We start from the raw sequence: 23,752 nt of genomic DNA on the forward strand, positions 1-23,752 counted from the left end.
GCGCTATAGCTAGTAAGATTGCGAGGAATGCTATGACACAGACAACTTCTCACGTTTTTCGCCAGCCCTTTCGTTCTCTAGAAGAGTTTGCCGAGATGGTTAGCTATTACTTACATTGTCCTGTGACGATTGAAGATGCCAACCATCAGCTCCTTGCTTATAGTACACATGGAGATGGGGCAGACAAAGCACGGATTTCTACGATCATTTCAAGAAGAGTACCAGAAAAGCTCATTAATCGTTTCTGGAAAGATGGCATCATTCCAACTTTAAATCAGACGAGAGAGCCCGTTCGAGTCCCTGAGATTAAGGAATTTGATCTTGGGAGCCGAGTGGCGGTCTCGATTTGGAAGCATCAAGAGGTGCTGGGATACATCTGGGTATCTGATCACCTGCAGAAGCTTACTGATACAGATCTCCTCTTGTTAAAAGAAGCGGCTGCAACCGCGAAGCAAGAGCTTCTTAAACTGAGTAGACAACGCAAGCAGACGCATAAAAGCCGAACCGAATTGCTCTGGCAGCTGATCTTAGGGGATGAGTCTGAGCAAATACATTCAGAGCTTCATCTTGCACAAATGCAGCCTGATGAACGCGTATTTGTCAGCCTATTTGTATTTGAAGAGCAGGATGAGGAAGCGAGGCGTCATATTGACTACATGCTTCAGGCTTCTTATCAGGACACGATTCCTTTATTTCTTTGGGATGAGCATCAGCTTGTGTGTTTGGTCAAAGCTGACGGTGTACAATCTCGTCACTATTTTCTTAAGAAGCTAACAGGTCAGCTTCAAGAGCGTTTTGTCATTAAACAGAAGGAAAGCTGCTCCGGTTCGTACGTAGCGGGCTTTCATCACATCTCCGAAAGCTATCAGGAAGCAAAACAAATCTTATCGTTAAAAAAGAGGTATCCGGAAGAGCTCGATACAGCTCATACCTTCTCAGATTTAGGTGTGTTTAAATACATTGATCAAATCCCACAAGGAACAAAGGTGCATCCAGGCATCGAACGGATTGTAGAATACGACAAGAAGCAAGGAACCCAGCTTTATGAAACATTGGTCCTTTTTTTAAAGAAAGATGGCAATACGAACGAGGTGGCCAAACAACTACATGTACATGTAAATACACTAACCTATCGAATTAAACGCCTGGAGAGTATTGGGCGCTTTTTACTAAAAGATCCAGCACAGCGAATGGGTCTATATTTAGATCTCCTCCTAACACGAAAGTAACATAAATCCATTTTGTGAAAATCAACAAAGGGAGACCATTGTTTTCTTCAAATCCCACGATGTCAGATTGTTCGGCTCTTTACTATACTAAAAAAAGGGAATAGTAGAGAGTGAAGGAGGAGTCAATATGATAATCGCGGTACCAAAGGAAGTAAAGAATAACGAAAACCGAGTAGCGATCACACCTGCTGGGGTATCTACTTTAGTAAATGGAGGACACGAACTATTTATTGAAACAGGAGCAGGTGAGGGGAGCGGCTTCACGGACCATGAATACAAGACGGCAGGTGCAACGATCCTAGCGACACCTGAGGAAACGTGGCAGGTGGCCGAAATGATCCTAAAGGTGAAGGAGCCACTTGAATCGGAATATGGCTACTTCCGTGATGGTCTCATTTTATTCACGTATTTACATCTTGCAGCGGAGCCAAAGCTTGCAAAGGCATTAGCTGAAAGTCGTGTGACAGCGATTGCTTATGAAACGGTTGAAGTGAATCGGACGCTTCCATTACTCACTCCAATGAGCGAAGTGGCTGGTCGAATGGCGACTCAGATCGGAGCACAATTCTTGGAGAAACCAAAAGGAGGCAAAGGCATTCTTTTAGGTGGTGTACCGGGGGTGAAGCGTGGGAAGGTAGCCATCATTGGAGCGGGAGTCGTTGGGACAAATGCCGCTAAGATTGCAGTTGGGCTTGGTGCGGATGTCACGATGCTGGATCTAAGTGCAGAGCGCCTTCGTCAAATCGACGATCAGTTCGGAAGAGATGTGCAAACGATTATGTCTAATCCAATGAATATTGCAGAAGCGGTCAAAGAGGCGGATCTTGTTGTTGGCGCTGTGCTTATTCCAGGAGCGAAAGCACCAAAGCTTGTAACGGAAGAGATGATTAAGTCGATGAAGCCAGGTAGCGTAGTTGTAGATGTAGCTGTTGACCAGGGTGGAATTATTGAAACGGCTGATAAGATTACAACGCATGATGACCCAACCTATACAAAGCATGACGTCATACACTACGCAGTAGCAAACATGCCTGGAGCCGTTCCGCGTACCTCAACCATCGCACTAACAAACGTAACGATACCATATGCGAAGCAAATTGCAGACAAAGGGGTCAAACAAGCTTTGACAGACAATCCTTCTCTTGCCCTTGGCTTGAATGTCGCAAATGGACAGATCACCTACGAAGCTGTGGCGCGTGACTTAGGTTACAGCTATGCAACAATTGAAGAAGCGTTAAGCGAATAATGAGGAGAGCCATCGCAGAAGTGTGATGGTTCTTTTAAAAGGAGGAGAGTGTAACGGTACGTATCGATGTACAGTGGGGAGAGGCAAAGGTAAACCTAACGTGGCAGCCAAGCGAGATGCTTCCACAAAAGGATCTCATCACAAGTGTTCACGGGTTTTGTTTTCAAGGCGATGACATGCTGCTAGTAAATTTACAAGATAGAGGCTGGGATTTTCCTGGAGGACATGTAGATGAAGGAGAGACACCTGAACAATGTTTTCACAGAGAGGTGTTTGAGGAGGCTGCCGTCCGAGGGAATGCTGAATATCTCGGATCCATCGTTGTGGATCACACAGAAAATGTGTTGTGGAAAGACACAAGTCCATACCCTAAGATTGGCTATCAAGTGTTTTATAAGATGAACATCACAGAGGTACATCCTTTTCATCTAAATGAAGAGTCTTCTGAACGGAGATTGATCAACCCACACGAAATTTCCTCCTACTATAAAAATTGGCATTCGGTGTATCAAGCGATCCTAGATCGAGCGCTAGACACAAAAACGGACTGATTCTTTGAGATGAATCAGTCCGTTTTTTTATATGAGTGGAAACTGCGATGTATTTAAGCTGAAGTCGGATGTATTGCTGAAAAGTGCGATGTATTTGTGCCGCAGTCGGATGTATTGCTGAGAAGTGCGATGTATTTGGGCTGAAGTCGGATGTATTGCTGAAAAGTGCGATGTATTTAGGTCGTAACCTAATGTATTTCCTCTCAATTCCGACGTATTCGACATATTCTCCTACCTAAACCTATCCAACTTCACGTACGACATTCAGATTTCGTCCGGCACCGAGGCCAACACCTGTCATTGCAATAAGTACAACCATAAACATAAGTAGTGGTGCAGTCCAGTTATGGAACCAGTCAAACACAAGTCCAATTACGATCGGACCTGATGCAGCAAGTAGGTAGCCGAGTGATTGCGCCATTCCAGATAGCTTGGATGCTTGTTTCGCATTTGCGCTCCGTAACCCGATAAATGTAAGGGCGAGGCTGATGCTTGATCCAGAAGCAAGTCCCATAAATAAGATGGATACAACGAGGAACGGCGTTGAGCCCCCATAAATCAATCCAATGAGACCGATAAAGTAAAGGATGCTAATGACAATGACCAATCCTCGTTGATCCTTTAGTTTTCCAGCGATAATAGGAGCGAGAAAATTCCCTGGAACTCCGGCAAATTGCATGATCGATAGCATCCAACCCGCTGTCACGATACTCATTCCGTGGCTTCGCATAATTTCAGGTAACCATGCGACAGAGGAGTAAAAGAGAAAGGACTGTAATCCCATAAAAAGTGTGACCTGCCAAGCGATTGAAGACTTCCACATGGAGCTAGAAACAGGTTGGACATCTACTGGTTTGGGTTCACTGTTTTTACCGCGAAGCTGCGGTACCCATACGGCAAGTCCAAGTAAAACGAGCGCACCCCATAACAGGAGCGTTGTATTCCAGCCAAGACCTAACCCATCTGCCATAGGAACGGTGATTCCTGATGCAAGTGCAGCAAAGATTGACATAAGGGTGGAATAGATACTGGTGATCAAACCAACTTTTAAAGGGAAGTGAAGCTTTGCAAGTCCGGGTAAAAGGACATTACAAATGGCAATCCCTACACCGACTAAGGCTGTTCCGATAAAAAGAAAGGATAAAAGACCTGTTGCGCGCAAAAGAATTCCTAACAGTAATAGACCGAGTCCGGCAACAATGGCTCCTTCAAAGCCAAGCTTTTGACCAAGCTTTGGGGTGAGCGGTGAAAGGGCAGCAAATGAAAGCAGTGGTAAAGTGGTTATCAATCCCGCTGCACCATTTGATAGACCAAAGTCTGCGCGTATTTCGCCAATGACTGGTCCTACCGATGTTATGGCAGGTCGTAAATTAAAGGCAATGACCGCAATTCCTATGATAAGTAGGAAAGTGTGTTTTTTCGATAAAGCTTGTTGGTGCGTCATGATGTTGTAGCTCCTTTTTATAATCAGACCAAAAAATGGGCTTCTATACAGATTGTCTGTATAGAAGCCAGTTGCATTCGCTTAGTTTAGAAATTTAAGACATACAGGCTTGGACACTTCAAGTGTTGAATCAAGCTGTGTAATCGTCCCTTTTTCCGGATCGCGTTCAAACAGGACAACATTTCCTGTTTCTTCGTTTGATACAACGACAAATGCTTCAGTTGGATCAAGTACGAAGTCTCTCGGCCAGTTTCCAGCAGATGGAACGCGTTGGATAAGAGAAAGCTCTCCAGAATACGGGTTCACTTCGTAGACTACGATACTATCATGACCTCTGTTTGCTGCGTAAACGAAACGGCCATCAGATGAAATGTGGATTGCACTTCCTTGGCTATTTTCTAAGAAATCATCCGGTAATGTAGAAACGACTTGAACCTCTTTAAAAGCATTGATTCCATCTTCATACGAAAGAGTAATGATTTCGTTACTTAGTTCAGTAAAGACATACACATACTTTTCTTTTGGATGGAAGGCTAAGTGTCTTGGACCAGAACCAGGGTTACATGAGTAGCTTCCTGCTTCTGTAAGCTTACCGTCCTCATACGAATACGTCACAACCTTGTCCGTTCCAAGGTCAACAGCAATTACGTATTGATTGTCAGGAGTGAACCCGGCAAAGTGAGCATGTGGTTTCTCTTGACGCTCATGAGGACCCGTTCCTTCGTGCTGTGCATAAGAAGAAGCTGGAGCCACACTGCCATCCGCTTGCAATGGGAAGGCTGTAATTCTTCCACTATGATAATTAGCAGTCACTGCAAGAGAGTCATTTACACTCACGTGGCAAGGAGAACCATCATCTGTTAATTCTGTGGTTAGATGAGTGAGCTTCCCTGTTTCTTTATCGATTTTATAGGATGACACTCCACCTTCTGAACCTTCTTTTACAACGGCATAAAGATGTGTTTGATCAGCATCAAGGTTTACGTATGTTGGGTTACCTAACTCTGCAGCTACTTCAATCTCCTGGAGGCGCTTCGCTTCGGTATCCAATGTGAATGTATAAATTCCCTTACTATCTGCTTTTGTGTAGGTACCAATATACCCTCTAAATGTACTCATGTGTGAACAATCTCCTTTCAAATGGAAACACTAAGCTGGTTGTTGCGTTGTACGTGCTAATTTTTTAAGTCGTCTTCTTGTTTGTAGCTTTGAATACGTAAACAAGCCTAAAGCAATCCAAATACAGATAAATGCAGTAAGTTGAACGCCTGAGAATGGTTCTTTATAAAGGAAGACTCCAATAATAAGCATAAACGTCGGAGCGATATACTGCAAGAATCCAATCACCGTAAAGCTAAGCTTTTGAGCAGCTGCTGCAAATAAAAGAAGTGGGACGGCCGTGATAACTCCTGTACCAGCTAAGACAAGCATCGTGGAAACCGATTCAGAAAAATATGAGGCTTCCGGTAACAAAAACAAGAAGAGTGCGGCAAAGGGTGTCATTAACAAGGTCTCAACCGTTAGACCAGTCCAGGGCCTGATGGATACGGAGCGTTTAATGAAACCATATGAGCAAAATGAGATCGCAAGTAGAATGGATGCCCATGGCACATGACCATAATACAGGGTTAACACAATGACACCGACAAAGGCTAGTGCCACAGACACTTTCTCAAGTTTGGTTAGCTGTTCCTTTAGAATGACTGTGGCAAGCACAACGTTCATAAGAGGATTAATATAATAACCAAGACTTGCATCAATAATGCGGTCACTATTCACCGCGAAAATAAAAATAAACCAATTGGCTGTGATTAAAACCGATGCAGCCGATATAGCAAGAAGACTCTTCTTATGATTCCAGATCTTTTTCATCTCTTGAAGCACTTCTGTTAGCTTACCCATTATCGCAAGGGCAATCAGCATAAAGAGAAATGCCCAAATAACGCGGTAGGCGAGGATCTCTGCGGACGAAACATCTCCAGCCATTTTCCAATACAAGGGCATGATTCCCCAAAGAACATACGCACCTGCCCCGAGAAAAACAGCTACGGCGGACTCGTTTTGCTTATTCATACTTTCACCTGATTTACATCTAAATTTCATACGCTATGATGTCTAATCATACATCACTTATTTAGGGAATGGAAAGATTTAAATTTATCACCTCTACCCATTTGAGTGAAAATTCGCTAGACTACAAAAAAGGAAGTGATGAGATGAAAAAGTCATATGATGTTGTCATTGTCGGTGGAGGATCAATGGGAATCGCAGCGGCCTATTATGTAGCAAGATCTGGTCATAGTGTAGCCGTCCTAGATCGGGATACAATTCCAAATGAAACAGGGAGCCACCATGGGCAAACAAGAATGATGCGCTTTGGATACAGTGAAGGTGAAAGCTATGTACCTCTTGTTAAACATGCATATGCGCTTTGGAGAGAGCTTGAGCAAGAATCCAATCGATCTCTATATGTGCAAACAGGTGCTTTGCTCATGGGGAGCTTAGGATCTGACTTTTTAAATGAGGTATTACATAGTTCAACAACTCATTCGCTTCCTCACGAGGTCTTATCAGCGAGTGACATTGAAGAAAGATGGCCACAGATTAAACTGCCAGTAACCTTTAACGGCGTCCTAGATACATTAGCTGGTTTTTTGTTAAGCGAGGAATGTGTACAAGCCTATAAGGAACTTGCTCTGGAGCTTGGAGTAGACATTTTTGAACAGGATGCAGTATTGCACGTGAATTCTGTAGCGGAGGGTGTGGAGGTTGTGACAGAGCAGCATTCATTCCATGCGAGTAAAGTCATTATGACTGCAGGTGCTTGGACACATAAGCTCTTGCCAGAAGTAGAGCTGCCCATACAGCCTATTCGTAAGACAATTGCTTGGTTTGAACCGAAAGAAGAGAATGCATTCGATTCGTCTTCCTTTCCGTGCGTAGTGTTCAACACGTCATTCGGATTATATTACGCCTTTCCAGACTACGAAGGGGCGGGCTTTAAGATTGGCAGACACGACGGGGGACAGCTTGTTGAGCCTGCTCAATTAAACCGGATATTTGGCGCATACGAAGAAGACGAGCCAGAACTGAGACAACTCCTTGATGTACATGTGCCAGGAGCTGCGGGCGAGCTTAAGCGTGGTGCCGTATGTATCTATGATCAATCGCCCGATGAAGACTTTATCATCGATTGGCATCCATCGGATCAGCGTATCATTCTTACAGGAGGCTTCTCCGGTCACGGATTCAAATTTGCGAGTGTGATCGGGAAGATTTTAAGCGAAATGGCTTTAGATCAACCATTGATTCATTCAATTGATTCCTTTAAGCTGAGTCGTTTTACGTAAGAATAATGAAGAGAGGCCGGGACATAACATTAATGCGGATAGCAAAACACAAATGTAGCACAAATTCCGCTGCAGGAGAATCCCTCCCACCCGCGGGGTACGGCCTCAGCCTCTTCCGCGGAAACCCACCGCTACAGAGTCTTCACCGCGTACTATTCCACAGGAGTGTCGGGTTCTCCCTCCGCTCGTCTAAGTTAAAAATATGAATGGCAAATGATTTTAAAATCGAATCATTCGCCATTTTCTCATCGATATTTAGTACTGTCCCGCCCCTCGTTCAATTTTCTTTTTAACCTTTTGAACTTGACGGTCTTTCTAAAAGCTTTCTAATTAGATTGAAAACGAAGAAAAAGAGTAGTGCAGAAATAAGACCTGTAATTACAAATTCGATTATAATTAAATACCAATTTGAACCTGCGTTTAGCAAGGCTAAGCCTAGCCCCATTCTACCTGCTGTAGTAAACGCACCAAAAAATAAGGCAAAATAAAATGTGCTCATGATGTTTAACACAGAACTCATTGTATTCTCCTCCCTCATTTTATGGTTATCACTTCCCAATTCCTTCAACGAACAAACCTACAAAGAAGCCAAACGCAAAAGAGAAGAAACATCAGAATCAATTATGTTTTTCAAATCTATATCTTTTTTATTGAAATCCAAATAAAGGAACAGGTATACTAATTAAAGAAAACGCTTTCATTATAAGTGATATAACCTAGTTTTTGTCATATAACCTCACGAAATACTTTTCAATTTGTCTGATTTCTTTGATAATTAGGTAACTAAATGGAATTTCATCAATGAGGAGGATGCTATGAAGCTCTATCTATCAGTCGATATGGAAGGGATTACGGGGTTCGCCGATGATCAATTTGTTGATTCATCTAAAAGGCATTATAGGCGTGGACAATCATTAATGACCGCTGAAGCTAATCACGTCATTGGGGAAGCATTCGAGCAAGGAGGTAAAGAAATCATCGTTAATGATAGTCATTCAAAGATGAACAACCTTTTAATTGAAGAGTTACATACAGAAGCAAAACTGATTACGGGAGATGTAAAACCATTTTCAATGGTACAAGGGTTAAACGATTCGTTTACTGGCGCTTTTTTTCTTGGATACCATGCTCGAGCCTCCCAAAGAGGGGTGATGAGCCATACGATGATCTTTGGTGTTCGTACGATGTACATCAATGATCATGAAATTGGAGAAATGGGCTTTAATGCATATGTCGCAGGGTATTACGGCGTGCCTGTGCTTATGGTTAGTGGAGATGACGAGACAGCCAAAGAAGCTGAGGCTCTGATTCCGAATGTCACCACAGCTATTGTAAAAGAACAACAATCAAGATCCTCAGCCCTGTGCCTAACTCCTCAAAAAGCGGGAGAATTGCTCAGGGAAAAAACAAAGATAGCCTTACATAATCAGCAAAACGTCAAACCACTCATCCCACCAGATCATCCAGTTCTACGAATTGAATTTGCAAACTACGGTCAAGCAGAATGGGCCGCGTTGATGCCGGGGGCAACCATTGAAGAAGGCACAACAACAGTGCGTTTTGAAGCGAATGATATTTTGGAAGCCTATAGAGCGATGCTAGTTATGACAGAGCTTGCCATGAGAACAGCATTCTGCTGAGAAGGTAGGTGAATCATGCTCAAATATATTGGAAAACGAGTGCTCGGGATGGTTGTGACCATGTGGGTCATCATCACCTTAACGTTTATTTTGATGCACGCTGTTCCCGGCTCTCCCCTCAATACAGAACAAACGACAAATGCAGCAGTGCAAGCAAACATGGAGGAGCATTTTGGCCTGAATGACCCGTTATATGTGCGCTACTTTGACTATCTTGTCTCACTCGCACAATTTGACTTCGGCCCTTCGATTAAACAATCTCCAACCACTGTGAATGAGTTGATTTCACGTGGCTTTCCTGTCTCTCTTGAGCTTGGCATTGTTGCACTAGTTGTCGCGATCGTCTCAGGTATTACTCTTGGAATCCTCGCTGCTCTTAGACGAAACGGTGTGATTGACTACGGCATGATGACATTTGCAGTCATTGGGATTTCCGTCCCGAACTTTATTCTGGCTACCCTATTAATCTATCAGGTAGCCGGTCAATGGCGACTGTTACCTGTAGGGACATGGGCGAGCTGGAAGCATATGATTCTACCAGCTTTAGCACTGGGAACAACCCCAATGGCGATCATCGCAAGACTTACTCGCTCAAGCATGGTTGAAGTCCTCACACAGGATTATATTCGAACAGCGAAGGCAAAGGGGATTTCTCCCTTCAAGATTGTCGTTAAACATGCGCTTAGAAACGCACTACTACCAGTGGTAACAATCCTTGGAACATTAGTAGCTTCCATATTAACGGGTAGCTTCGTCATTGAGAAAATTTTTGCGATTCCCGGAATGGGCCGCTACTTTGTTGAAAGTATTAACAGTCGAGATTATCCAGTCATTATGGGGACAACGATTTTTTATAGTGGGATCTTGATGATTATGCTATTGATCGTAGATATTATGTACGGCATTCTCGATCCGCGGATTAAGCTCCATAAGAAGGAGGAGTGAGACTATGCCTCAAACAAACTCACCTGTTTCAGATGAACTTTTTAAACGAAGGAAGCCGGATCATAAAAAAGCAGAGCGAGTCGTTCGTCCCTCCTTAAGCTACTGGCAGGCTGCCTGGTTAAGTCTACGTAAAAATAAACTGGCAATGGCAGGACTGATCATGATGATTCTCCTTGTTGTGATGGCAATCATAGGACCCATCATTAGTCCGCATAGTGTAACGGATCAATTACGAACCAATGCAAATCAGCCGCCTTCGATGGATCATTGGTTTGGTACAGATAGTTTAGGTAGAGATATGTTTGCACGCACTTGGTACGGCGCACGTATTAGTTTGTTTGTTGGGTTTATGGCTGCATTGATCGATTGCGTAATTGGCATTATCTATGGTGGGATCTCCGGTTACAAAGGGGGACGCACAGATAACGCCATGATGCGTGTCGTTGAAGTGTTATATGGACTACCCTACCTATTAGTTGTCATTCTTCTCATGGTTGTGATGGGACCAGGTTTATTTACCATCATTGTTGCATTAACCGTTACAGGATGGGTAGGAATGGCTCGAATTGTTCGAGGGCAGGTCCTGCAACTAAAAACAAATGAATATGTGTTAGCATCTAGAACCCTCGGTGGAAAAGCGAGCCACATCATTCGAAGAGCGCTACTTCCAAATGCTGTGGGAGCCATCATTGTACAAATGACATTAACTGTGCCGTCAGCTATATTCGCAGAGGCCTTTCTCAGTTTTCTTGGACTAGGCGTGCAGGCCCCTTATGCGAGCTGGGGCGTAATGGCAGAAGATGCGCTTGGGACATTAACGTCAGGAGCGTGGTGGAGGTTGTTTTTCCCTGCATTTTTCATATCAATTACGATGTTTGCATTTAATGTGTTAGGAGACGGTTTGCAGGATGCGCTCGATCCTAAGCTAAGGAGGTAGAAAGTAGTGAGCGAGCCATTGTTAGACGTTAAAAATTTGCATGTTTCATTCCAGACCTATGGTGGGCGCGTTCATGCGGTTCGTGGGGTAAATCTTACACTGAAAAAAGGAGAAACACTCGCTATCGTTGGAGAAAGTGGTTGCGGGAAAAGTGTGACTGCTCAAAGCATTATGCGTCTCATTTCTGAGCCTCCAGGAAAAATTACTGATGGAACGATCCGGTTTAAAGGAGAGAATGTACTCTCCTATTCAAATAAGAAAATGAGATCGATCCGTGGGCGTGAGTTGGCGATGATCTTTCAAGACCCTATGACGTCATTGAATCCGACACTAACAATAGGTGATCAGCTTACGGAAGGATTAATTAATCACCAAGGACATTCAAAAGCGAAAGCAAAGGAAAGAGCACTTGAAATGCTAGAACTAGTTGGAATTTCTAATGCTAAGGAGCGCTTGACTCAATACCCGCACCAGTTTAGTGGCGGAATGAGACAACGAATCATGATTGCTATGGCTCTTATGTGTGATCCGGAAATTTTGATTGCTGATGAACCAACCACAGCGTTGGATGTAACAATCCAAGCTCAGATCCTAGATCTCTTTAAAGAGATACAAAGAAAAATGGGTGTCGCTATCATCATGATTACGCATGATCTAGGAGTTGTGGCGCAGCTAGCCGATCGAATTCATGTGATGTACGCAGGTAAGGTTGTAGAGGAAGGCAATCGCAGGGATTTGTTTTACAAAGCGCAGCATCCATATACACGTGGATTACTCCACTCCGTTCCAAGAATGGATGCAGATCGAAGTGTACCTCTTGTACCGATTCCTGGTACGCCGCCAGATTTATTCTCACCACCAGCAGGATGTGCATTTGCTGATCGATGTGACTATGCCATGGATGTATGTACGCAAGTAGAACCAGTGCGAGTGAATGTTGAGCAAGGGCATCATGTAGCTTGTTGGTTGCAGGATGAAAGAGCACAACAGGCGTTTGGTAAGGAATTTCCGCTCCATAAGAAATCCGTATAATCATTTAATCTTATTAGGAGGTCATGGTATGAAAAAATGGGTAGTAATGATGTTGGTTGCGCTTGGTTTAATGGTCGTTTTGGCTGCATGTACCACAACTGGAGGAACAGGTACAGATGGTGGGGATAGTGGAGATGATGAAAACGAAACAACAGACAATGAAGGTGGCGGAGATAAGATTCTACGTCTGAACAACGAGAATGAACCGACTTCTCTTGATTCTACTAAAGCCTTTGATAATGTTTCGTATAATATCTTAAATAACTTAATGGAAGGCTTAACGAGACTCGGAGATACACATGAACCGGAAGAGGCGACAGCTGAGAGCTGGGAGGTATCTGATGATGGTTTGACTTACACATTCACGATTCGTGAGGATGCCAATTGGTCAAACGGCGAACCTGTGACGGCAGGGGACTTTGAGTTTGCTTGGAAACGTCTTGCTAATCCTGAAACGGCCGCTGATGCTGCATTTTTAACGGACTTAATTGAAGGAGCAAGTGAGTTCAATAGTGGAGAGGGTTCAGCTGATGATATGGCGGTTACCGCTCTAGATGATAAAACGCTTGAAGTGACTTTGAATAGTCCACAGGCTTATTTTCTAAGTATCATTTCAAATCCAGCCTTTTTCCCAGTTCATCAAGAAACAGTAGAGGCTGACGATAACTGGGCGGCTGAAGCGGATACGTTTGTAGGGAATGGGCCCTTTGCATTAACTAGCTGGAGCCACAATTCTAACCTAGTAATGGACAAAAGTGCTGAGTATTGGGATTCAGGAAATGTGAAGCTTGACGGGGTTGTTTGGGAAATGGTTAGTGATCGAAATACTGAGTATCAACTGTTTCAAACAGGGGAGCTTCACACATCATCAATTCCAACCGAACTGGCTGATCAGCTTATAGCCGATGGTGAGGTAGAGTTTGAAGATCAATCGGGTACGTATTTTTACCGCTTTAACACGGAGATGGAGCCTTTCCAAAATCAGAACATCCGCAAAGCCTTTTCCATGGCTGTAGATCAGCAAGAGATTGTTGACTACGTAACAAAACGTGAAGAAAATGCAGCGCATGGGTTTGTTGCATATGGATTTCCAGAACCATCAGGACAGGACTTCCGTGATGTAGGTGGCGATCTGCTTAGCTTTGATCCTGAAGAAGCAAAAGCGTTACTTGAGCAAGGAATGGAAGAAGAGGGATACGCTGAGCTACCTGAGATTACGTTATCGTATAACACAAGCGATGAGCACAAGCTGATTGCAGAGGTGCTTCAGGATATGTACAAGGAGCATCTTGATGTAGAGGTAACTCTAGCAAATACAGAGTGGAATGTGTTTTTAGAAGCGCAACAAAACCTAGAAATGCAGTTCTCGCGCTCTTCCTTTATTGCAGACTTTGCAGACCCGATCAATTACTTAGAAAGCTTTGTGACGGGAAGCTCCATGAACCGAACCGGCTGGAGTAATGATGAATACGATCAGCTTATCGCTGATGCAAAATCTGAGGCAGATGAAGAAGCTCGATTTGACCTGATGCATCAGGCAGAAGAGATTTTACTTGAAGAAGCTCCGATTTTCCCGATTTACTTCTACAATCAGCCTTTGCTTCAGGCAGATGAGGTGACTGGTATCGTTCGTCATCCTGTAGGATACATTGAACTGAAGTGGGCAGATTTGCAATAGTTCTTAGAGGAGGGTCTGGGCAACTGGGCCCTTTTCTACATAAAAGGAGAGACAACGAGTGAAGCCACGACCACTAAAACCAGGAGACACAATTGGACTAATTGCCCCTTCAAGTCCTCCGAGTCTGAATCAGCTAGAGAATGGGATCAAGCTTTATGAAGGGTATGGATTAAACGTAAAGATAGGGCGCTCCATCCACTTAACAGATGGCTATTTAGCTGGATCAGATATAGATCGGGCAGACGATTTAATGGAAATGTTTCAAGATCCAGAGATTAAAGGTGTGTTTTGTGCCTATGGGGGGTATGGATCAGCAAGAATGGTGGAGTTTATTGACTTTAACGTGATTAAAGCGAACCCAAAGGTTTTCTGGGGGTATAGTGATGTCACGTTTTTGCACCAAGTCATATGCCAAAGAACAGGACTGGTCACGTTTCATGGACCGATGATGAGTAGTGATCTTGGAGGAGAGGTTCATCCTTTTACTGAAACCTATCTAAAGCAAGTGTTTACACCCACAACGATTACCTATGATCCAACCATCTCGGATCTCACTGTCTTGAACTCTAATGAAAAAAAGAAAGTGAGCGGTCCGATTGTTGGAGGAAATCTTTCGTTACTCGTTAGTTCGCTGGGAACGCCTTACGAGATAGATACCAAGGGTAAACTCCTGTTTCTTGAAGATGTAGGAGAGGAACCGTATAGACTGGATCGCATGTTTAATCAGTTAAGGCTAGCAAACAAGCTACAGGATGCACAAGGAATCATTGTTGGAGACTTTCACGAATGCGAGCCGTTCAAACGAAAAGAGTCACAAGATGTAGATGAGGTTGTAACCCACCATCTATCAATGGCCGGTACACCAGCTATTATTGGAGTGCAGGCTGGTCATTGTACACCGACTCTATCATTTCCTCTTGGAGTAATGGCAACGATTGATTTAACAGAACGTAGAATCTCAATTGAACCTGGTGTAGAAGGAGAGTGATTCACATGAAACGATGTGCAGTTCGGACCGCAGTCGCAACCATCTGGACAGATCCCCACTCCAGCCGAGAGATTGATGAACCGGCGTTGCAGTACCCTGTGCACATTCAAGATTGGCTTAGCCAACTCACACATGAACAACGGCTTGACCTTTGCACTTCAAATCGAACACAAACGCAAGCGTTATTTGGTCAGGAGGTTCTAAAGGTAAGAGAGGAAAATGGATGGGCTGAGGTACATGTAGTTGACCAACCAACGGCCAAATCAGAGCTTGGATATCCTGGTTGGATTCCTATAAATCAGCTTGAAGCCGTACCAAACCTGATTGAAACGTATCCTTATGCGTTTGTTCAAGCAAAAACGGCTACGCTGTATCATATGAACCATGAAGTTGGAATGGAGATTAGCTTTCAAACACGCTTGCCGATTATTGAATCTGATGCAGCCTGGGTAGTCGTTCAAACGCCAATCGGAAAAGGCAAACTGCGTAAAGAAGATATTCGAGTCGTGTACCCTAATGACCGTCTATGGCCCGATTCAGGTGAGCAGCTTGTAGAGCTCGCAAGAACATTCAGAGGGCTGCCTTATCTATGGGCTGGAATGAGTGGTTTTGGGTTTGATTGCTCTGGGTTTGTCTATCAGCTTCATCGAGCCTTTGATCTAACCATACCTAGAGACGCTTCCGAACAAGCAAAGCAAGGCATTAAGGTCGGGTCAGATGAGTTGCAGCCTGGGGACCTTCTGTATTTTGCCTATGAAGAAGGCAAGGGACGTGTACATCATGTGGCAATGTATACAGGAGACGGGCGAATGATTCATGCGCCAAACACAGGAAAACAGATAGAAGAGATTCCAATCAGTGGGATCTATGCGAAAGAACACTGCATCTCAAGAAGGTATTGGTCCCCATTGACTGAAGGGGGATCGAGACATGTCTGATAAGCGTAATGATGACATTTTAACCGTATCTCATCTTAAAAAACATTTTTCCGTTGGTAAAAATCAAACGTTAAAAGCAGTGAATGATGTCTCCTTCTCTTTGAAAAGAGGAGAAACCTTTGGATTGGTTGGCGAATCTGGGTGCGGGAAATCAACACTCGGAAGGACATTAATTCGCTTGTACCAGAAAACAGCGGGGGAGGTGACTTTTAACGGGATTGATGTGTTTGGGGCAACTGAATCAGAGAAGAATAAGCTTACTCGGCAAATACAAATGATCTTCCAGGATCCATATGCTTCACTAAATCCTCGTGCGACTGTTATGGACAGTATTGCAGAAGGAATGGATATTCAAGGGCTGAATAAAGGAAAGAAAAGGAAGGAGAGAGTGCATGAACTCCTTGAGACCGTTGGTTTAAATGCAGAGCATGCACAGCGGTATCCACACGAGTTTAGCGGAGGGCAAAGGCAGCGTATTGGAATAGCACGCGCATTGGCCCTTGAGCCAGAACTCATTATTGCGGACGAACCAATCTCTGCATTAGATGTATCGATACAAGCCCAGGTCGTAAATTTGCTGAAGAAGCTACAGAATGAAAGAGGACTCACCTACTTATTCATCGCGCACGATCTGTCGATGGTAAAGCACATCAGTGATCGAATTGCCGTGATGTACTTAGGCGAGATTGTTGAGCTCACGAGCAGTGATTCTCTTTATGCAAACCCGCTTCACCCTTACACACAAGCACTTCTTTCTGCTATCCCGATCCCAGATCCGGATCTTGAAGATAAACGCGAGCGAATTATCTTACGAGGAGAACTTCCAAGTCCCATTGATCCACCAAGTGGCTGTGTGTTTCGCACGCGCTGTGTTCATGCCACGGATGTCTGTGCAACGAGTAAGCCAGAATTAAAAGAGTGGAGAACGGGTCACCTGGCAGCTTGCCATTTGCTTGATGAAACAAAAGCGCAAAAAGAAGCTGCTGCAAGTAAGCCGGTTTAAGCGTTGGCAATCATTTGATCAACCGCTTTAATGAAAGCTTGAACATATAAATCGCTATGAGGAACGAAATCTTTTTTAGTAATCGTTACAGTTGTGTCGCTCTTTTGGTCATCTTCTATTAAGAAACCAGTTGCATGAGCCTCTTCGTTAAAAGAAGAAAAGACCCGTTTAAAATCTGACCAACGCATACGGAACATACCAGCTATTTCTTCTATTTGAACATGATATTGCTGTACAGAATGAGGAATCGCATCACAAAGGTAAACATGACAGAATTCGTTATCAACAATCGAAGGGGTGGATATTGCATCAGCGATCGTTCCAAGTAAGGTTAGGTCTTCATAAGCAACCTTCATTCCTAATTCTTCTTCAAGTTCCCGTACGCCGTCTTCTTTTGACTCGTTACTTAGTAGGTGACCTGCAGCTGAGATATCGTACATGGAAGGGAAATCCTTCTTATCTGCACTTCTTAATTGAATGTCTACATAGTAGGTTTGTTCGTATTTTCCGATCATCCAGCAATGAAAGGTTTCATGCCAATCTCCGTTCAGATGAACGTCTGCTCTAGACTTGATTCCGATTGGTGTTCCTTGCTCATCAAAGATACGTACTTGTTCGGTTTGCATGAATTCACTTCCTTTTTTCATAAAACTAGCACAAATCTGTTTTTTTTGCTTGTTTCAAGAATCCATGTACTGTATGATTAAACAAATAACTTGAGGAGGGATGCTTTATGACAAATGCACATGTAAATACGCAGAATTTCATAAAGCAGCCCATCTAACGATTTCATTTCTTTATCTATTGAGCGTGTATACATTGGTGGGCTGCGATTATATCCGTAGGCACACGTATGAGAAGACTGCGGAAAACCGTAGTCTTTTTTTGATGCTCAAAAATAAAGGAGATGACCAACATTGATTGAAACGAAATATGGGTGGAACGCGAAACGACAAGAAGAGTGGGAGCAGCTTCAAACAGATGAGTTGATTCCTGGGCGAGTAGTTCTGGAGCATAAACGGTTGTACCGAGTGATGACAGCCACGGGTGAGCTTCTAAGTGAGGTTTCAGGTAAGTTCGCATTTGATGCTCTTGATCGACAGGACTTTCCTGCGGTTGGCGATTGGGTGGCTGTTTCTGTGCGAGAGGGCGAAGGCAAAGCAATCATACACAAGGTGTTGGAGAGATCTAGCCAATTTAGTCGCAAAGCAGCTGGCTATACATTTGAAGAACAACTAGTAGCTGTAAACGTCGATACTGTTATGCTTGTCATGGCCTTAACAAACGATTTTAATCCTAGAAGAATGGAACGCTATGTATTACTTGCTTATGAAAGTGGAGCAAACCCAGTGATTGTACTAAGTAAACGAGATCTGTGCGCTGATCTTGAATCACCAATGGATCAGCTTGAAAGGGATTGCCCTGGCGTACCTATTCATGCAGTCAGCTCTTTAACAGGTGAGGGGTTGGAGCAGCTTTCGGAGTATCTTACTGAGGGGAAAACCATTGCGCTACTCGGATCTTCTGGAGCAGGGAAGTCCAGTCTAACGAATGCTTTTATGGATCACCAAGTTCAGAAGGTTAATGAAACAAGATTATCTGATGATCGAGGAAAGCATACCACAACACATCGTGAACTCTTCTTGTTACCGAGTGGTGCAGCCATTATTGATACACCTGGTATGCGCGAGATACAACTACTTGGAGCAGAAAATGGAATGGAACAAAGCTATGAGGATATCTATGCTCTTGCAGACTCTTGCAAGTTTAATGATTGCAAGCATCAACACGAGCCTGGATGCCGTGTGCAAGAAGCAATTCAAACGGGAGAGCTAAGCGAGCAACGATACCTGGGATACGTAAAATTATTAAAAGAGCAGGCATTTGCTAAAAGACAGGCAGATAAACGAGAGATGATGAAAGAAAAGAAACGATGGAAACAAATCACGAAAAGCAGGAGAAAATAGCCTAAATCTGCTGTCCTTTTAAATAAAATAAGTTTGAAGCCAGGAAAAAGAGGAATCCTTCCAATTAGAGAGAGGAAGGAGCAAGTAGATGGGAAAACGAATCGCTTTATATGTATTTGCACTCTTATTTGTTGTTGCAGGAATAGGCCACTTTACTATGGATGATGGCTTTGCGCGGATGTTCCCAGAATGGGTACCATTTAAATATCCAATTGTCTATCTAACAGGAATCATTGAGTGGATTCTTGCCTTGATGCTTCTCGTACCAAAAACACGGCGACTAGCAGGAATCATAACGGCCATCTATCTCGTCTTAATCTTTCCAGCAAATATTTATATGGCCATTGAAGAAATTCCTGCACCATGGGATGACTATACGAATCCTGTAGTCCTGTGGATTCGGTTACTTTTTCAGCCTTTACTTATCTGGTGGGTGCTAGTGGTCTCGAAGAAATAGAACAAAAGAAAGAGTTTGGGACAAAACATTAACGTAGATGGTAAAACACGAACAGAGCAAGATATCCGCTGTAGGAGAATCCCTCCCACCCGCGTGGTACGGCCTCAGCCTCTTACGCGGAACCCCACCGCTACAGAGTCTTCACCGCGTACTGTATCCACAGGACTCTCGGGTTCTCCTTCCGCTCGTCTTACTAAATAATCCAAAAAACACGAATGGCGAATGATTCGATCGTAGAATCATTCGCCATTTTAAATTGATTTTTAGTTTTGTCTCAGGCTCTTCTTCATGTTATTTATTTCTCTTCAAAAGGGTATGTAAGACCCCATTCTGCGCGTACCTGATCAAGCAGGCGCATAATATTGAGTGATTCATCCAGTGTGATAATGGAGCTTTCCTTTTTGCCTTCAAGAAGAGCGCGTCCAACTTCTTCTGCTTCAAACTTATACCCAGAAATGCCTTGGTCTGCTCTGTTGTCCTTAAATTGCTCAGGTTCTTCTCCATTCACATGAAGCGTGGCCTGATCAGCAAACAAGAATTGTGGAACATGGATATAGCCCTTTGTCCCATGAATAAACGCATCGTTTGGTAAATGAAGGCGAACCCCACCATGAAGGGACGCTGTCTTACCTTCACCATAATCAAGTAGGATAGAGAAATGTTCATCTACACCTGTTTCACCGATATGAGCCGTTGTCCAAAGGCGTTCAGGGTTCGGACCAAAGATCATAGAGGCAAACGAAACAGGATAAATTCCTGCATCAAGGAGCGCTCCGCCGCCAAGTGCTGGGTTTAACAAACGACCTTCCGGATCCCATCCGATGTGAAAGCCGAATTCGGCTTTAACTACTTTGACTTCACCAATCTTCCCATCATTTACCCATTCACGCACTTTAATCAATGCTGGTAAAAAGCGGGACCACATCGCTTCCATCAGAAACAGATTCTTTTCCCGAGCAGTAGCAACTAATTCCTCAAGCTCTTTAGCGTTCACAGTCATAGGCTTTTCACATAGAACCGCCTTCCCTGCATTCAGTGCACTTAACACATTTTCTTTGTGGAAGGGATGAGGTGTGGCTACATAGATTGCTTCCACCTCTGGATCTTGAACCAATTCATCATAGCTCCCATATGCGTGTGGAATCGAATGCTTCTCAGCAAATGATGAAGCCTTTTCCTTTGTACGTGAGCCAGCTGCATAAAGTTCACCATTTTCCGCATGAACTAAGTCTGTAGCAAACTTCTCTGCAATACCTCCAGTACCAAGAATTCCCCATTTAATCTTACGTGATGACGTCGCCATTCCAATGACCTCCTTAAGGTTCCGAACATAATTTTGTAAACGCTTCATTCGCTATCAGTGTATCAGATCTTTTAATAGAATTGGTGAAATTACTCTTAATCGTAAAAATAAAAAAGACTGCCCTTTAAAAGGCAGTCTCAAATCTATACATTATGCATTATGTTCCTTAAGTGAATCATTAGCTTCCAGTTCTTTTAAGTGAATCGCATGTTTGCTTCCCCATTCGTGCATGGCATCTAAAAGAGGATGAAGACTTTTACCGTATTCCGTCATAGAGTACTCCACTTTTGGCGGAATTTGAGCATATACCTTACGGATCACGATATCATGGTGCTCAAGCTCACGAAGCTGGGCGGTAAGCATCTTTTGAGTAATTCCAGGAATGGCACGTTTTAATTCATTAAAGCGCATGACATCATTTTTCGTTAGTTCAAACAAAATTCTATGTTTCCATTTACCCATTAGAATCTCAAGGGCTGTATCTACTTTACACGTTTCCATTGTGTAGCCTCCTTTAGTTTCCATAATGACACTATACTACTTTTAAGTGCCTACTTCTATAATAATGTTTTATGAAGCATACTAAACTTATCGGAAAATTAAGTAGGAGGTTGACTCATTAATGAGTATTCATTCAGATACATCACTTGGGCACGTAAGGCTTCGAGTATCAAACCTTGAACAGTCTATTCAGTTTTATAAGGAAGTAATTGGATTTCCTATCGCGCAGATTGAAGGCAAGGTTGCTTACTTAAAAGTAGAGGAAGAGAAAACTCTACTTGTATTAGAAGAAATTCCAAATGCAGCCCGCTTACCAGAAAGATCAGCTGCAGGGCTTTATCATGTAGCCATTCTGCTTCCAGATCGCCCGTCACTTGCGAGCATTCTTTATCACTTTGCAGATAAGCACATTCAAATTGGTCAAGCGGATCACTTAGTAAGTGAAGCATTGTATTTAGCTGATCCTGATGGGAATGGCCTTGAGATCTATCGGGACAGGGATCGGTCTGAATGGGAACTCGAACAAAATGGGGACTATAAGATGGCGTCAGACCCAATTAACATTGAAAGCTTAATTCAAGAGGCAGAGGAACACTCATGGAAAGGGCTTCCTCAAGGAACGGTCATTGGACATGTGCACATGCATGTGTCTGATCTTGATGAAACAGAAGCATTTTACAGAGACATCATAGGCTTTGAAACAGTGGGAGATTACCGCGCCATGCGTGCTAAGTTCATGGCAGCTGGTCGGTACCATCATCACTTCGGCTTTAATATTTGGGCAGGGAAGGGCGTACCACCAACACCGGAAACTGCTGTAGGAATGTCTTACTTTACGGTGAAGCTTGTAGACAATGAGGAGAGAGAGAAGCTTCTAGAGCGACTACAGAAGGCAAATTACCCTTTTAAAGAAGAAAGCTCAATTATTTGGGTAGTAGATCCAGCGGGTATGAACGTAAGATTTGAGTAAACAATAATAGTTCTCTTGACTGTCTATACTAGGACGGATCATATTTATAGGAGGCAATAATCATGAGTAAAGATTTTTTCCAAGCAATCGCTGATCGACGTTCTTATTACGCTGTAAGTAAAGAGCACGTAGTAGAAGACGAGCGGATTATTGAAATCGTAGAGCACGCTGTGAAATATGTGCCATCTGCATTTAACTCACAAACCACACGTGTGATTGTCCTATTGGGGGAGAATCATGATAAGTTTTGGGAGTTAACGACAGGTGAACTGAAAAAGATTGTGCCAGCTGAGAACTTTGCTGGAACGCAAGAGAAAATGGACTTATTCGGGAATGCGTATGGTACGGTTCTCTTTTTTGAAGACGAGGAAGTGGTTAAGGGTCTTCAGGAACAATTCGCGCTGTATGCAGATAATTTCCCGATCTGGTCAGAACAAACAAGTGGAATGCATCAATTTGCTGTTTGGACGGGATTAGAGATAGAAGGATTTGGTGCATCACTTCAACACTACAACCCAATTGTGGATGAAGAAGTGAGAAAAGAGTGGCACGTTCCATCTACTTGGAAGCTTAGAGCGCAAATGCCATTCGGGAAACCAATAGCATCTCCTGGAGATAAGGATTTCAAACCACTTGAGGAACGTGTAAAGGTATATAAGTAAGATAGGTTACTAAAGACTAAAAAAGCACTCCTCATAAAAGGAGTGCTTTTTGCTAGTTAATTTTTGTTAAGAAGTTCTTCTTTAAACTTCTGTGTACAGGAATCGACAACTTCTGGCTCTGTCACACTATCATCTGTCACATGAACTTGCATCATTTGATTGTTGTTCATGAACTTAAACACACCATTGTTAAAGTCTGTACCTTGTTCTTTAAAGAAGATTCCTTCAAACAATGCATCTTTTGGGTGAGAGAAGCTTAAACGATAAGCCCCTTCATTATCCTTAGTCAGGTACGCACGGCAGCCTTTTTCATAATGGCCTTCTTCGCCCTTAAGTGCCCGGTCGACTGAGACAACATGAAAGTCTACAAAAGGAACTTCACGAAGCAAAACGTTCATAAATGAACCTTTAGTAATTTCTTCCCAGCGACTTTTCGCCGTTTGACCAATAATGATTTGCGTAATATGTTTTTCGCGAGCAACTTCTGCAATGACTTTTACAGCTGGACGCTTTTCATTATCACGAATCATAAATTCCTCAACGTTGTGTTCTTGGGCAAGCTGTTTCCAGCGATCAATGTAATCGGATTTCTCCGCATCTAACTCATCGTAAGGAAGTGCATCAATTGTTAGGATGTAGAGTGGACAGTCCAGCATGCTAGCGATTTTACAGCCGCGCTTAATCAGACGCTCACCGTTAGGTCCGTAGTACACACATACTAAAATGCTTTCATCCATTCTTCCTTTTATTTTCTTCATTGTATACTCTCCTTGTTCTTTTCATGAATTAATCTATTTTTATCAATTGTCGTATGCATTATGTTTTGGCGTTAGCACAGTATATACTGAAACATTCAACATTTCAATTTAAATTAACAATTTTTTTGTGGAAACTTGGGCTGGGTGAATGTT

The 23,752-nt window shown here is 43.2% G+C and carries 24 protein-coding genes; 16 read left to right on the forward strand and 8 right to left on the reverse strand.

The genetic code is table 11. The features are described 5' to 3' along the window. Positions 1-32: 32 nt before the first annotated feature. The 3 genes from JNO66_RS13355 to JNO66_RS13365 all read left to right on the forward strand — a co-directional run bounded on the left by JNO66_RS13355 (position 33) and on the right by JNO66_RS13365 (position 3,026). Positions 33-1,229 carry a PucR family transcriptional regulator gene (locus JNO66_RS13355; protein WP_203088878.1) on the forward strand — a complete coding sequence of 399 codons (1,197 nt, stop codon included), beginning with the start codon at positions 33-35 and terminating at the stop codon, positions 1,227-1,229. 127 nt (positions 1,230-1,356) lie between these two features. Continuing rightward, positions 1,357-2,475, forward strand: a complete 1,119-nt coding sequence (gene ald, locus JNO66_RS13360; RefSeq protein ID WP_203088880.1) for an alanine dehydrogenase — start codon at positions 1,357-1,359, stop codon at positions 2,473-2,475. 116 nt (positions 2,476-2,591) lie between these two features. Next, on the forward strand, positions 2,592-3,026 hold the full coding sequence (locus JNO66_RS13365) for an NUDIX hydrolase (RefSeq protein ID WP_203088882.1): 435 nt from the start codon (positions 2,592-2,594) through the stop codon (positions 3,024-3,026). 241 nt (positions 3,027-3,267) lie between these two features. Here JNO66_RS13365 and JNO66_RS13370 read toward each other — a convergent pair whose 3' ends face one another. The 3 genes from JNO66_RS13370 to rarD form a co-directional block, all read right to left on the reverse strand. Beyond that, entirely contained in the window at positions 3,268-4,470 is a 1,203-nt protein-coding gene (locus JNO66_RS13370) for a CynX/NimT family MFS transporter (RefSeq protein ID WP_203088884.1), read from the reverse strand. Positions 4,471-4,551: 81 nt separating this feature from the next. Then, on the reverse strand, positions 4,552-5,589 hold the full coding sequence (locus tag JNO66_RS13375; protein WP_203088885.1) for a lactonase family protein: 1,038 nt from the start codon (positions 5,587-5,589) through the stop codon (positions 4,552-4,554). Positions 5,590-5,619: 30 nt separating this feature from the next. Beyond that, positions 5,620-6,543 (reverse strand): EamA family transporter RarD, encoded by a 924-nt coding sequence (rarD, locus tag JNO66_RS13380; protein WP_203088887.1) that lies wholly within the window; start codon positions 6,541-6,543, stop codon positions 5,620-5,622. Positions 6,544-6,686: 143 nt separating this feature from the next. Between rarD and solA the strand changes: the two genes are divergently transcribed. Next, complete coding sequence (gene solA, locus JNO66_RS13385; RefSeq protein ID WP_203088889.1) at positions 6,687-7,820, forward strand: N-methyl-L-tryptophan oxidase; 1,134 nt, start codon at positions 6,687-6,689, stop codon at positions 7,818-7,820. Between the two features lie 289 nt (positions 7,821-8,109). Here solA and JNO66_RS13390 read toward each other — a convergent pair whose 3' ends face one another. Beyond that, positions 8,110-8,340 carry a hypothetical protein gene (locus tag JNO66_RS13390; protein WP_203088891.1) on the reverse strand — a complete coding sequence of 77 codons (231 nt, stop codon included), beginning with the start codon at positions 8,338-8,340 and terminating at the stop codon, positions 8,110-8,112. A gap of 295 nt (positions 8,341-8,635) precedes the next feature. Here JNO66_RS13390 and JNO66_RS13395 point away from each other — a divergent pair, with 295 nt between their 5' ends. Genes JNO66_RS13395 through JNO66_RS13430 form a run of 8 tightly spaced genes read left to right on the forward strand, consistent with a single transcriptional unit; the run spans position 8,636 to position 16,981 of the window. Beyond that, positions 8,636-9,460 carry a M55 family metallopeptidase gene (locus tag JNO66_RS13395; RefSeq protein ID WP_203088893.1) on the forward strand — a complete coding sequence of 275 codons (825 nt, stop codon included), beginning with the start codon at positions 8,636-8,638 and terminating at the stop codon, positions 9,458-9,460. A 15-nt stretch (positions 9,461-9,475) separates the two neighbouring features. Beyond that, positions 9,476-10,405, forward strand: a complete 930-nt coding sequence (locus JNO66_RS13400; RefSeq protein ID WP_203088895.1) for an ABC transporter permease — start codon at positions 9,476-9,478, stop codon at positions 10,403-10,405. A 4-nt stretch (positions 10,406-10,409) separates the two neighbouring features. Next, complete coding sequence (locus tag JNO66_RS13405; protein ID WP_203088897.1) at positions 10,410-11,342, forward strand: ABC transporter permease; 933 nt, start codon at positions 10,410-10,412, stop codon at positions 11,340-11,342. 6 nt (positions 11,343-11,348) lie between these two features. Beyond that, positions 11,349-12,374: an ABC transporter ATP-binding protein gene (locus JNO66_RS13410; protein WP_203088899.1), complete on the forward strand. Its 1,026-nt coding sequence runs from the start codon at positions 11,349-11,351 to the stop codon at positions 12,372-12,374. Between the two features lie 28 nt (positions 12,375-12,402). Next, positions 12,403-14,052: a peptide ABC transporter substrate-binding protein gene (locus JNO66_RS13415; RefSeq protein WP_203088901.1), complete on the forward strand. Its 1,650-nt coding sequence runs from the start codon at positions 12,403-12,405 to the stop codon at positions 14,050-14,052. Between the two features lie 58 nt (positions 14,053-14,110). Then, positions 14,111-15,040 carry a S66 peptidase family protein gene (locus JNO66_RS13420; protein WP_203088903.1) on the forward strand — a complete coding sequence of 310 codons (930 nt, stop codon included), beginning with the start codon at positions 14,111-14,113 and terminating at the stop codon, positions 15,038-15,040. Positions 15,041-15,045: 5 nt separating this feature from the next. Next, on the forward strand, positions 15,046-15,978 hold the full coding sequence (locus JNO66_RS13425) for a C40 family peptidase (RefSeq protein WP_203088905.1): 933 nt from the start codon (positions 15,046-15,048) through the stop codon (positions 15,976-15,978). Next, positions 15,971-16,981: an ABC transporter ATP-binding protein gene (locus tag JNO66_RS13430; protein ID WP_203088907.1), complete on the forward strand. Its 1,011-nt coding sequence runs from the start codon at positions 15,971-15,973 to the stop codon at positions 16,979-16,981. The genes JNO66_RS13425 and JNO66_RS13430 overlap by 8 nt, the downstream gene beginning before the upstream one ends. Here JNO66_RS13430 and JNO66_RS13435 read toward each other — a convergent pair. After that, positions 16,978-17,607 carry an NUDIX hydrolase gene (locus JNO66_RS13435; protein WP_203088909.1) on the reverse strand — a complete coding sequence of 210 codons (630 nt, stop codon included), beginning with the start codon at positions 17,605-17,607 and terminating at the stop codon, positions 16,978-16,980. The genes JNO66_RS13430 and JNO66_RS13435 overlap by 4 nt on opposite strands. Before the next feature lie 291 nt (positions 17,608-17,898). On the opposite strand from JNO66_RS13435, the gene rsgA reads away from it, so the two are divergent. Both rsgA and JNO66_RS13445 read left to right on the forward strand, forming a co-directional pair. Continuing rightward, complete coding sequence (rsgA, locus tag JNO66_RS13440; protein WP_203088911.1) at positions 17,899-18,948, forward strand: ribosome small subunit-dependent GTPase A; 1,050 nt, start codon at positions 17,899-17,901, stop codon at positions 18,946-18,948. An 88-nt stretch (positions 18,949-19,036) separates the two neighbouring features. Next, a complete protein-coding gene (locus tag JNO66_RS13445) occupies positions 19,037-19,405 on the forward strand; it encodes a DoxX family protein (RefSeq protein ID WP_203088913.1) in 369 nt (122 codons plus the stop codon). A 295-nt stretch (positions 19,406-19,700) separates the two neighbouring features. On the opposite strand, the gene JNO66_RS13450 is transcribed toward JNO66_RS13445, so the two are convergent. Both JNO66_RS13450 and JNO66_RS13455 read right to left on the reverse strand, forming a co-directional pair. Next, complete coding sequence (locus JNO66_RS13450) at positions 19,701-20,708, reverse strand: Gfo/Idh/MocA family protein (protein ID WP_203088915.1); 1,008 nt, start codon at positions 20,706-20,708, stop codon at positions 19,701-19,703. A 150-nt stretch (positions 20,709-20,858) separates the two neighbouring features. Then, entirely contained in the window at positions 20,859-21,209 is a 351-nt protein-coding gene (locus JNO66_RS13455; protein WP_203088917.1) for a winged helix-turn-helix transcriptional regulator, read from the reverse strand. Between the two features lie 121 nt (positions 21,210-21,330). Between JNO66_RS13455 and JNO66_RS13460 the strand changes: the two genes are divergently transcribed. Together JNO66_RS13460 and JNO66_RS13465 are read left to right on the forward strand one after the other, a co-directional pair. Further along, a complete protein-coding gene (locus JNO66_RS13460; protein WP_203088919.1) occupies positions 21,331-22,179 on the forward strand; it encodes a VOC family protein in 849 nt (282 codons plus the stop codon). Positions 22,180-22,241: 62 nt separating this feature from the next. Continuing rightward, complete coding sequence (locus tag JNO66_RS13465; protein WP_203088921.1) at positions 22,242-22,841, forward strand: nitroreductase family protein; 600 nt, start codon at positions 22,242-22,244, stop codon at positions 22,839-22,841. 56 nt (positions 22,842-22,897) lie between these two features. Here the strand turns inward: JNO66_RS13465 and JNO66_RS13470 are convergent, their stop codons facing one another. After that, positions 22,898-23,599 (reverse strand): universal stress protein, encoded by a 702-nt coding sequence (locus JNO66_RS13470; RefSeq protein WP_203088923.1) that lies wholly within the window; start codon positions 23,597-23,599, stop codon positions 22,898-22,900. Positions 23,600-23,752 lie beyond the last annotated feature (153 nt).

The sequence above is a fragment of the Alkalicoccobacillus gibsonii genome (assembly GCF_016798245.1).
GTDB lineage: Bacteria > Bacillota > Bacilli > Bacillales > Bacillaceae_D > Alkalicoccobacillus > Alkalicoccobacillus gibsonii.

Coding starts and splice junctions, on each gene's coding strand:
- JNO66_RS13355 (WP_203088878.1), top strand. CDS start 33: ATGACACAGACAACTTCTCACGTTTTTCGCCAGCCCTTTCGTTCTCTA.
- ald (WP_203088880.1), top strand. CDS start 1,357: ATGATAATCGCGGTACCAAAGGAAGTAAAGAATAACGAAAACCGAGTA.
- JNO66_RS13365 (WP_203088882.1), top strand. CDS start 2,592: ATGCTTCCACAAAAGGATCTCATCACAAGTGTTCACGGGTTTTGTTTT.
- JNO66_RS13370 (WP_203088884.1), bottom strand. CDS start 4,470: ATGACGCACCAACAAGCTTTATCGAAAAAACACACTTTCCTACTTATC.
- JNO66_RS13375 (WP_203088885.1), bottom strand. CDS start 5,589: ATGAGTACATTTAGAGGGTATATTGGTACCTACACAAAAGCAGATAGT.
- rarD (WP_203088887.1), bottom strand. CDS start 6,543: ATGAATAAGCAAAACGAGTCCGCCGTAGCTGTTTTTCTCGGGGCAGGT.
- solA (WP_203088889.1), top strand. CDS start 6,687: ATGAAAAAGTCATATGATGTTGTCATTGTCGGTGGAGGATCAATGGGA.
- JNO66_RS13390 (WP_203088891.1), bottom strand. CDS start 8,340: ATGAGTTCTGTGTTAAACATCATGAGCACATTTTATTTTGCCTTATTT.
- JNO66_RS13395 (WP_203088893.1), top strand. CDS start 8,636: ATGAAGCTCTATCTATCAGTCGATATGGAAGGGATTACGGGGTTCGCC.
- JNO66_RS13400 (WP_203088895.1), top strand. CDS start 9,476: ATGCTCAAATATATTGGAAAACGAGTGCTCGGGATGGTTGTGACCATG.
- JNO66_RS13405 (WP_203088897.1), top strand. CDS start 10,410: ATGCCTCAAACAAACTCACCTGTTTCAGATGAACTTTTTAAACGAAGG.
- JNO66_RS13415 (WP_203088901.1), top strand. CDS start 12,403: ATGAAAAAATGGGTAGTAATGATGTTGGTTGCGCTTGGTTTAATGGTC.
- JNO66_RS13425 (WP_203088905.1), top strand. CDS start 15,046: ATGAAACGATGTGCAGTTCGGACCGCAGTCGCAACCATCTGGACAGAT.
- JNO66_RS13430 (WP_203088907.1), top strand. CDS start 15,971: ATGTCTGATAAGCGTAATGATGACATTTTAACCGTATCTCATCTTAAA.
- JNO66_RS13435 (WP_203088909.1), bottom strand. CDS start 17,607: ATGCAAACCGAACAAGTACGTATCTTTGATGAGCAAGGAACACCAATC.
- JNO66_RS13445 (WP_203088913.1), top strand. CDS start 19,037: ATGGGAAAACGAATCGCTTTATATGTATTTGCACTCTTATTTGTTGTT.
- JNO66_RS13450 (WP_203088915.1), bottom strand. CDS start 20,708: ATGGCGACGTCATCACGTAAGATTAAATGGGGAATTCTTGGTACTGGA.
- JNO66_RS13455 (WP_203088917.1), bottom strand. CDS start 21,209: ATGGAAACGTGTAAAGTAGATACAGCCCTTGAGATTCTAATGGGTAAA.
- JNO66_RS13460 (WP_203088919.1), top strand. CDS start 21,331: ATGAGTATTCATTCAGATACATCACTTGGGCACGTAAGGCTTCGAGTA.
- JNO66_RS13465 (WP_203088921.1), top strand. CDS start 22,242: ATGAGTAAAGATTTTTTCCAAGCAATCGCTGATCGACGTTCTTATTAC.
- JNO66_RS13470 (WP_203088923.1), bottom strand. CDS start 23,599: ATGAAGAAAATAAAAGGAAGAATGGATGAAAGCATTTTAGTATGTGTG.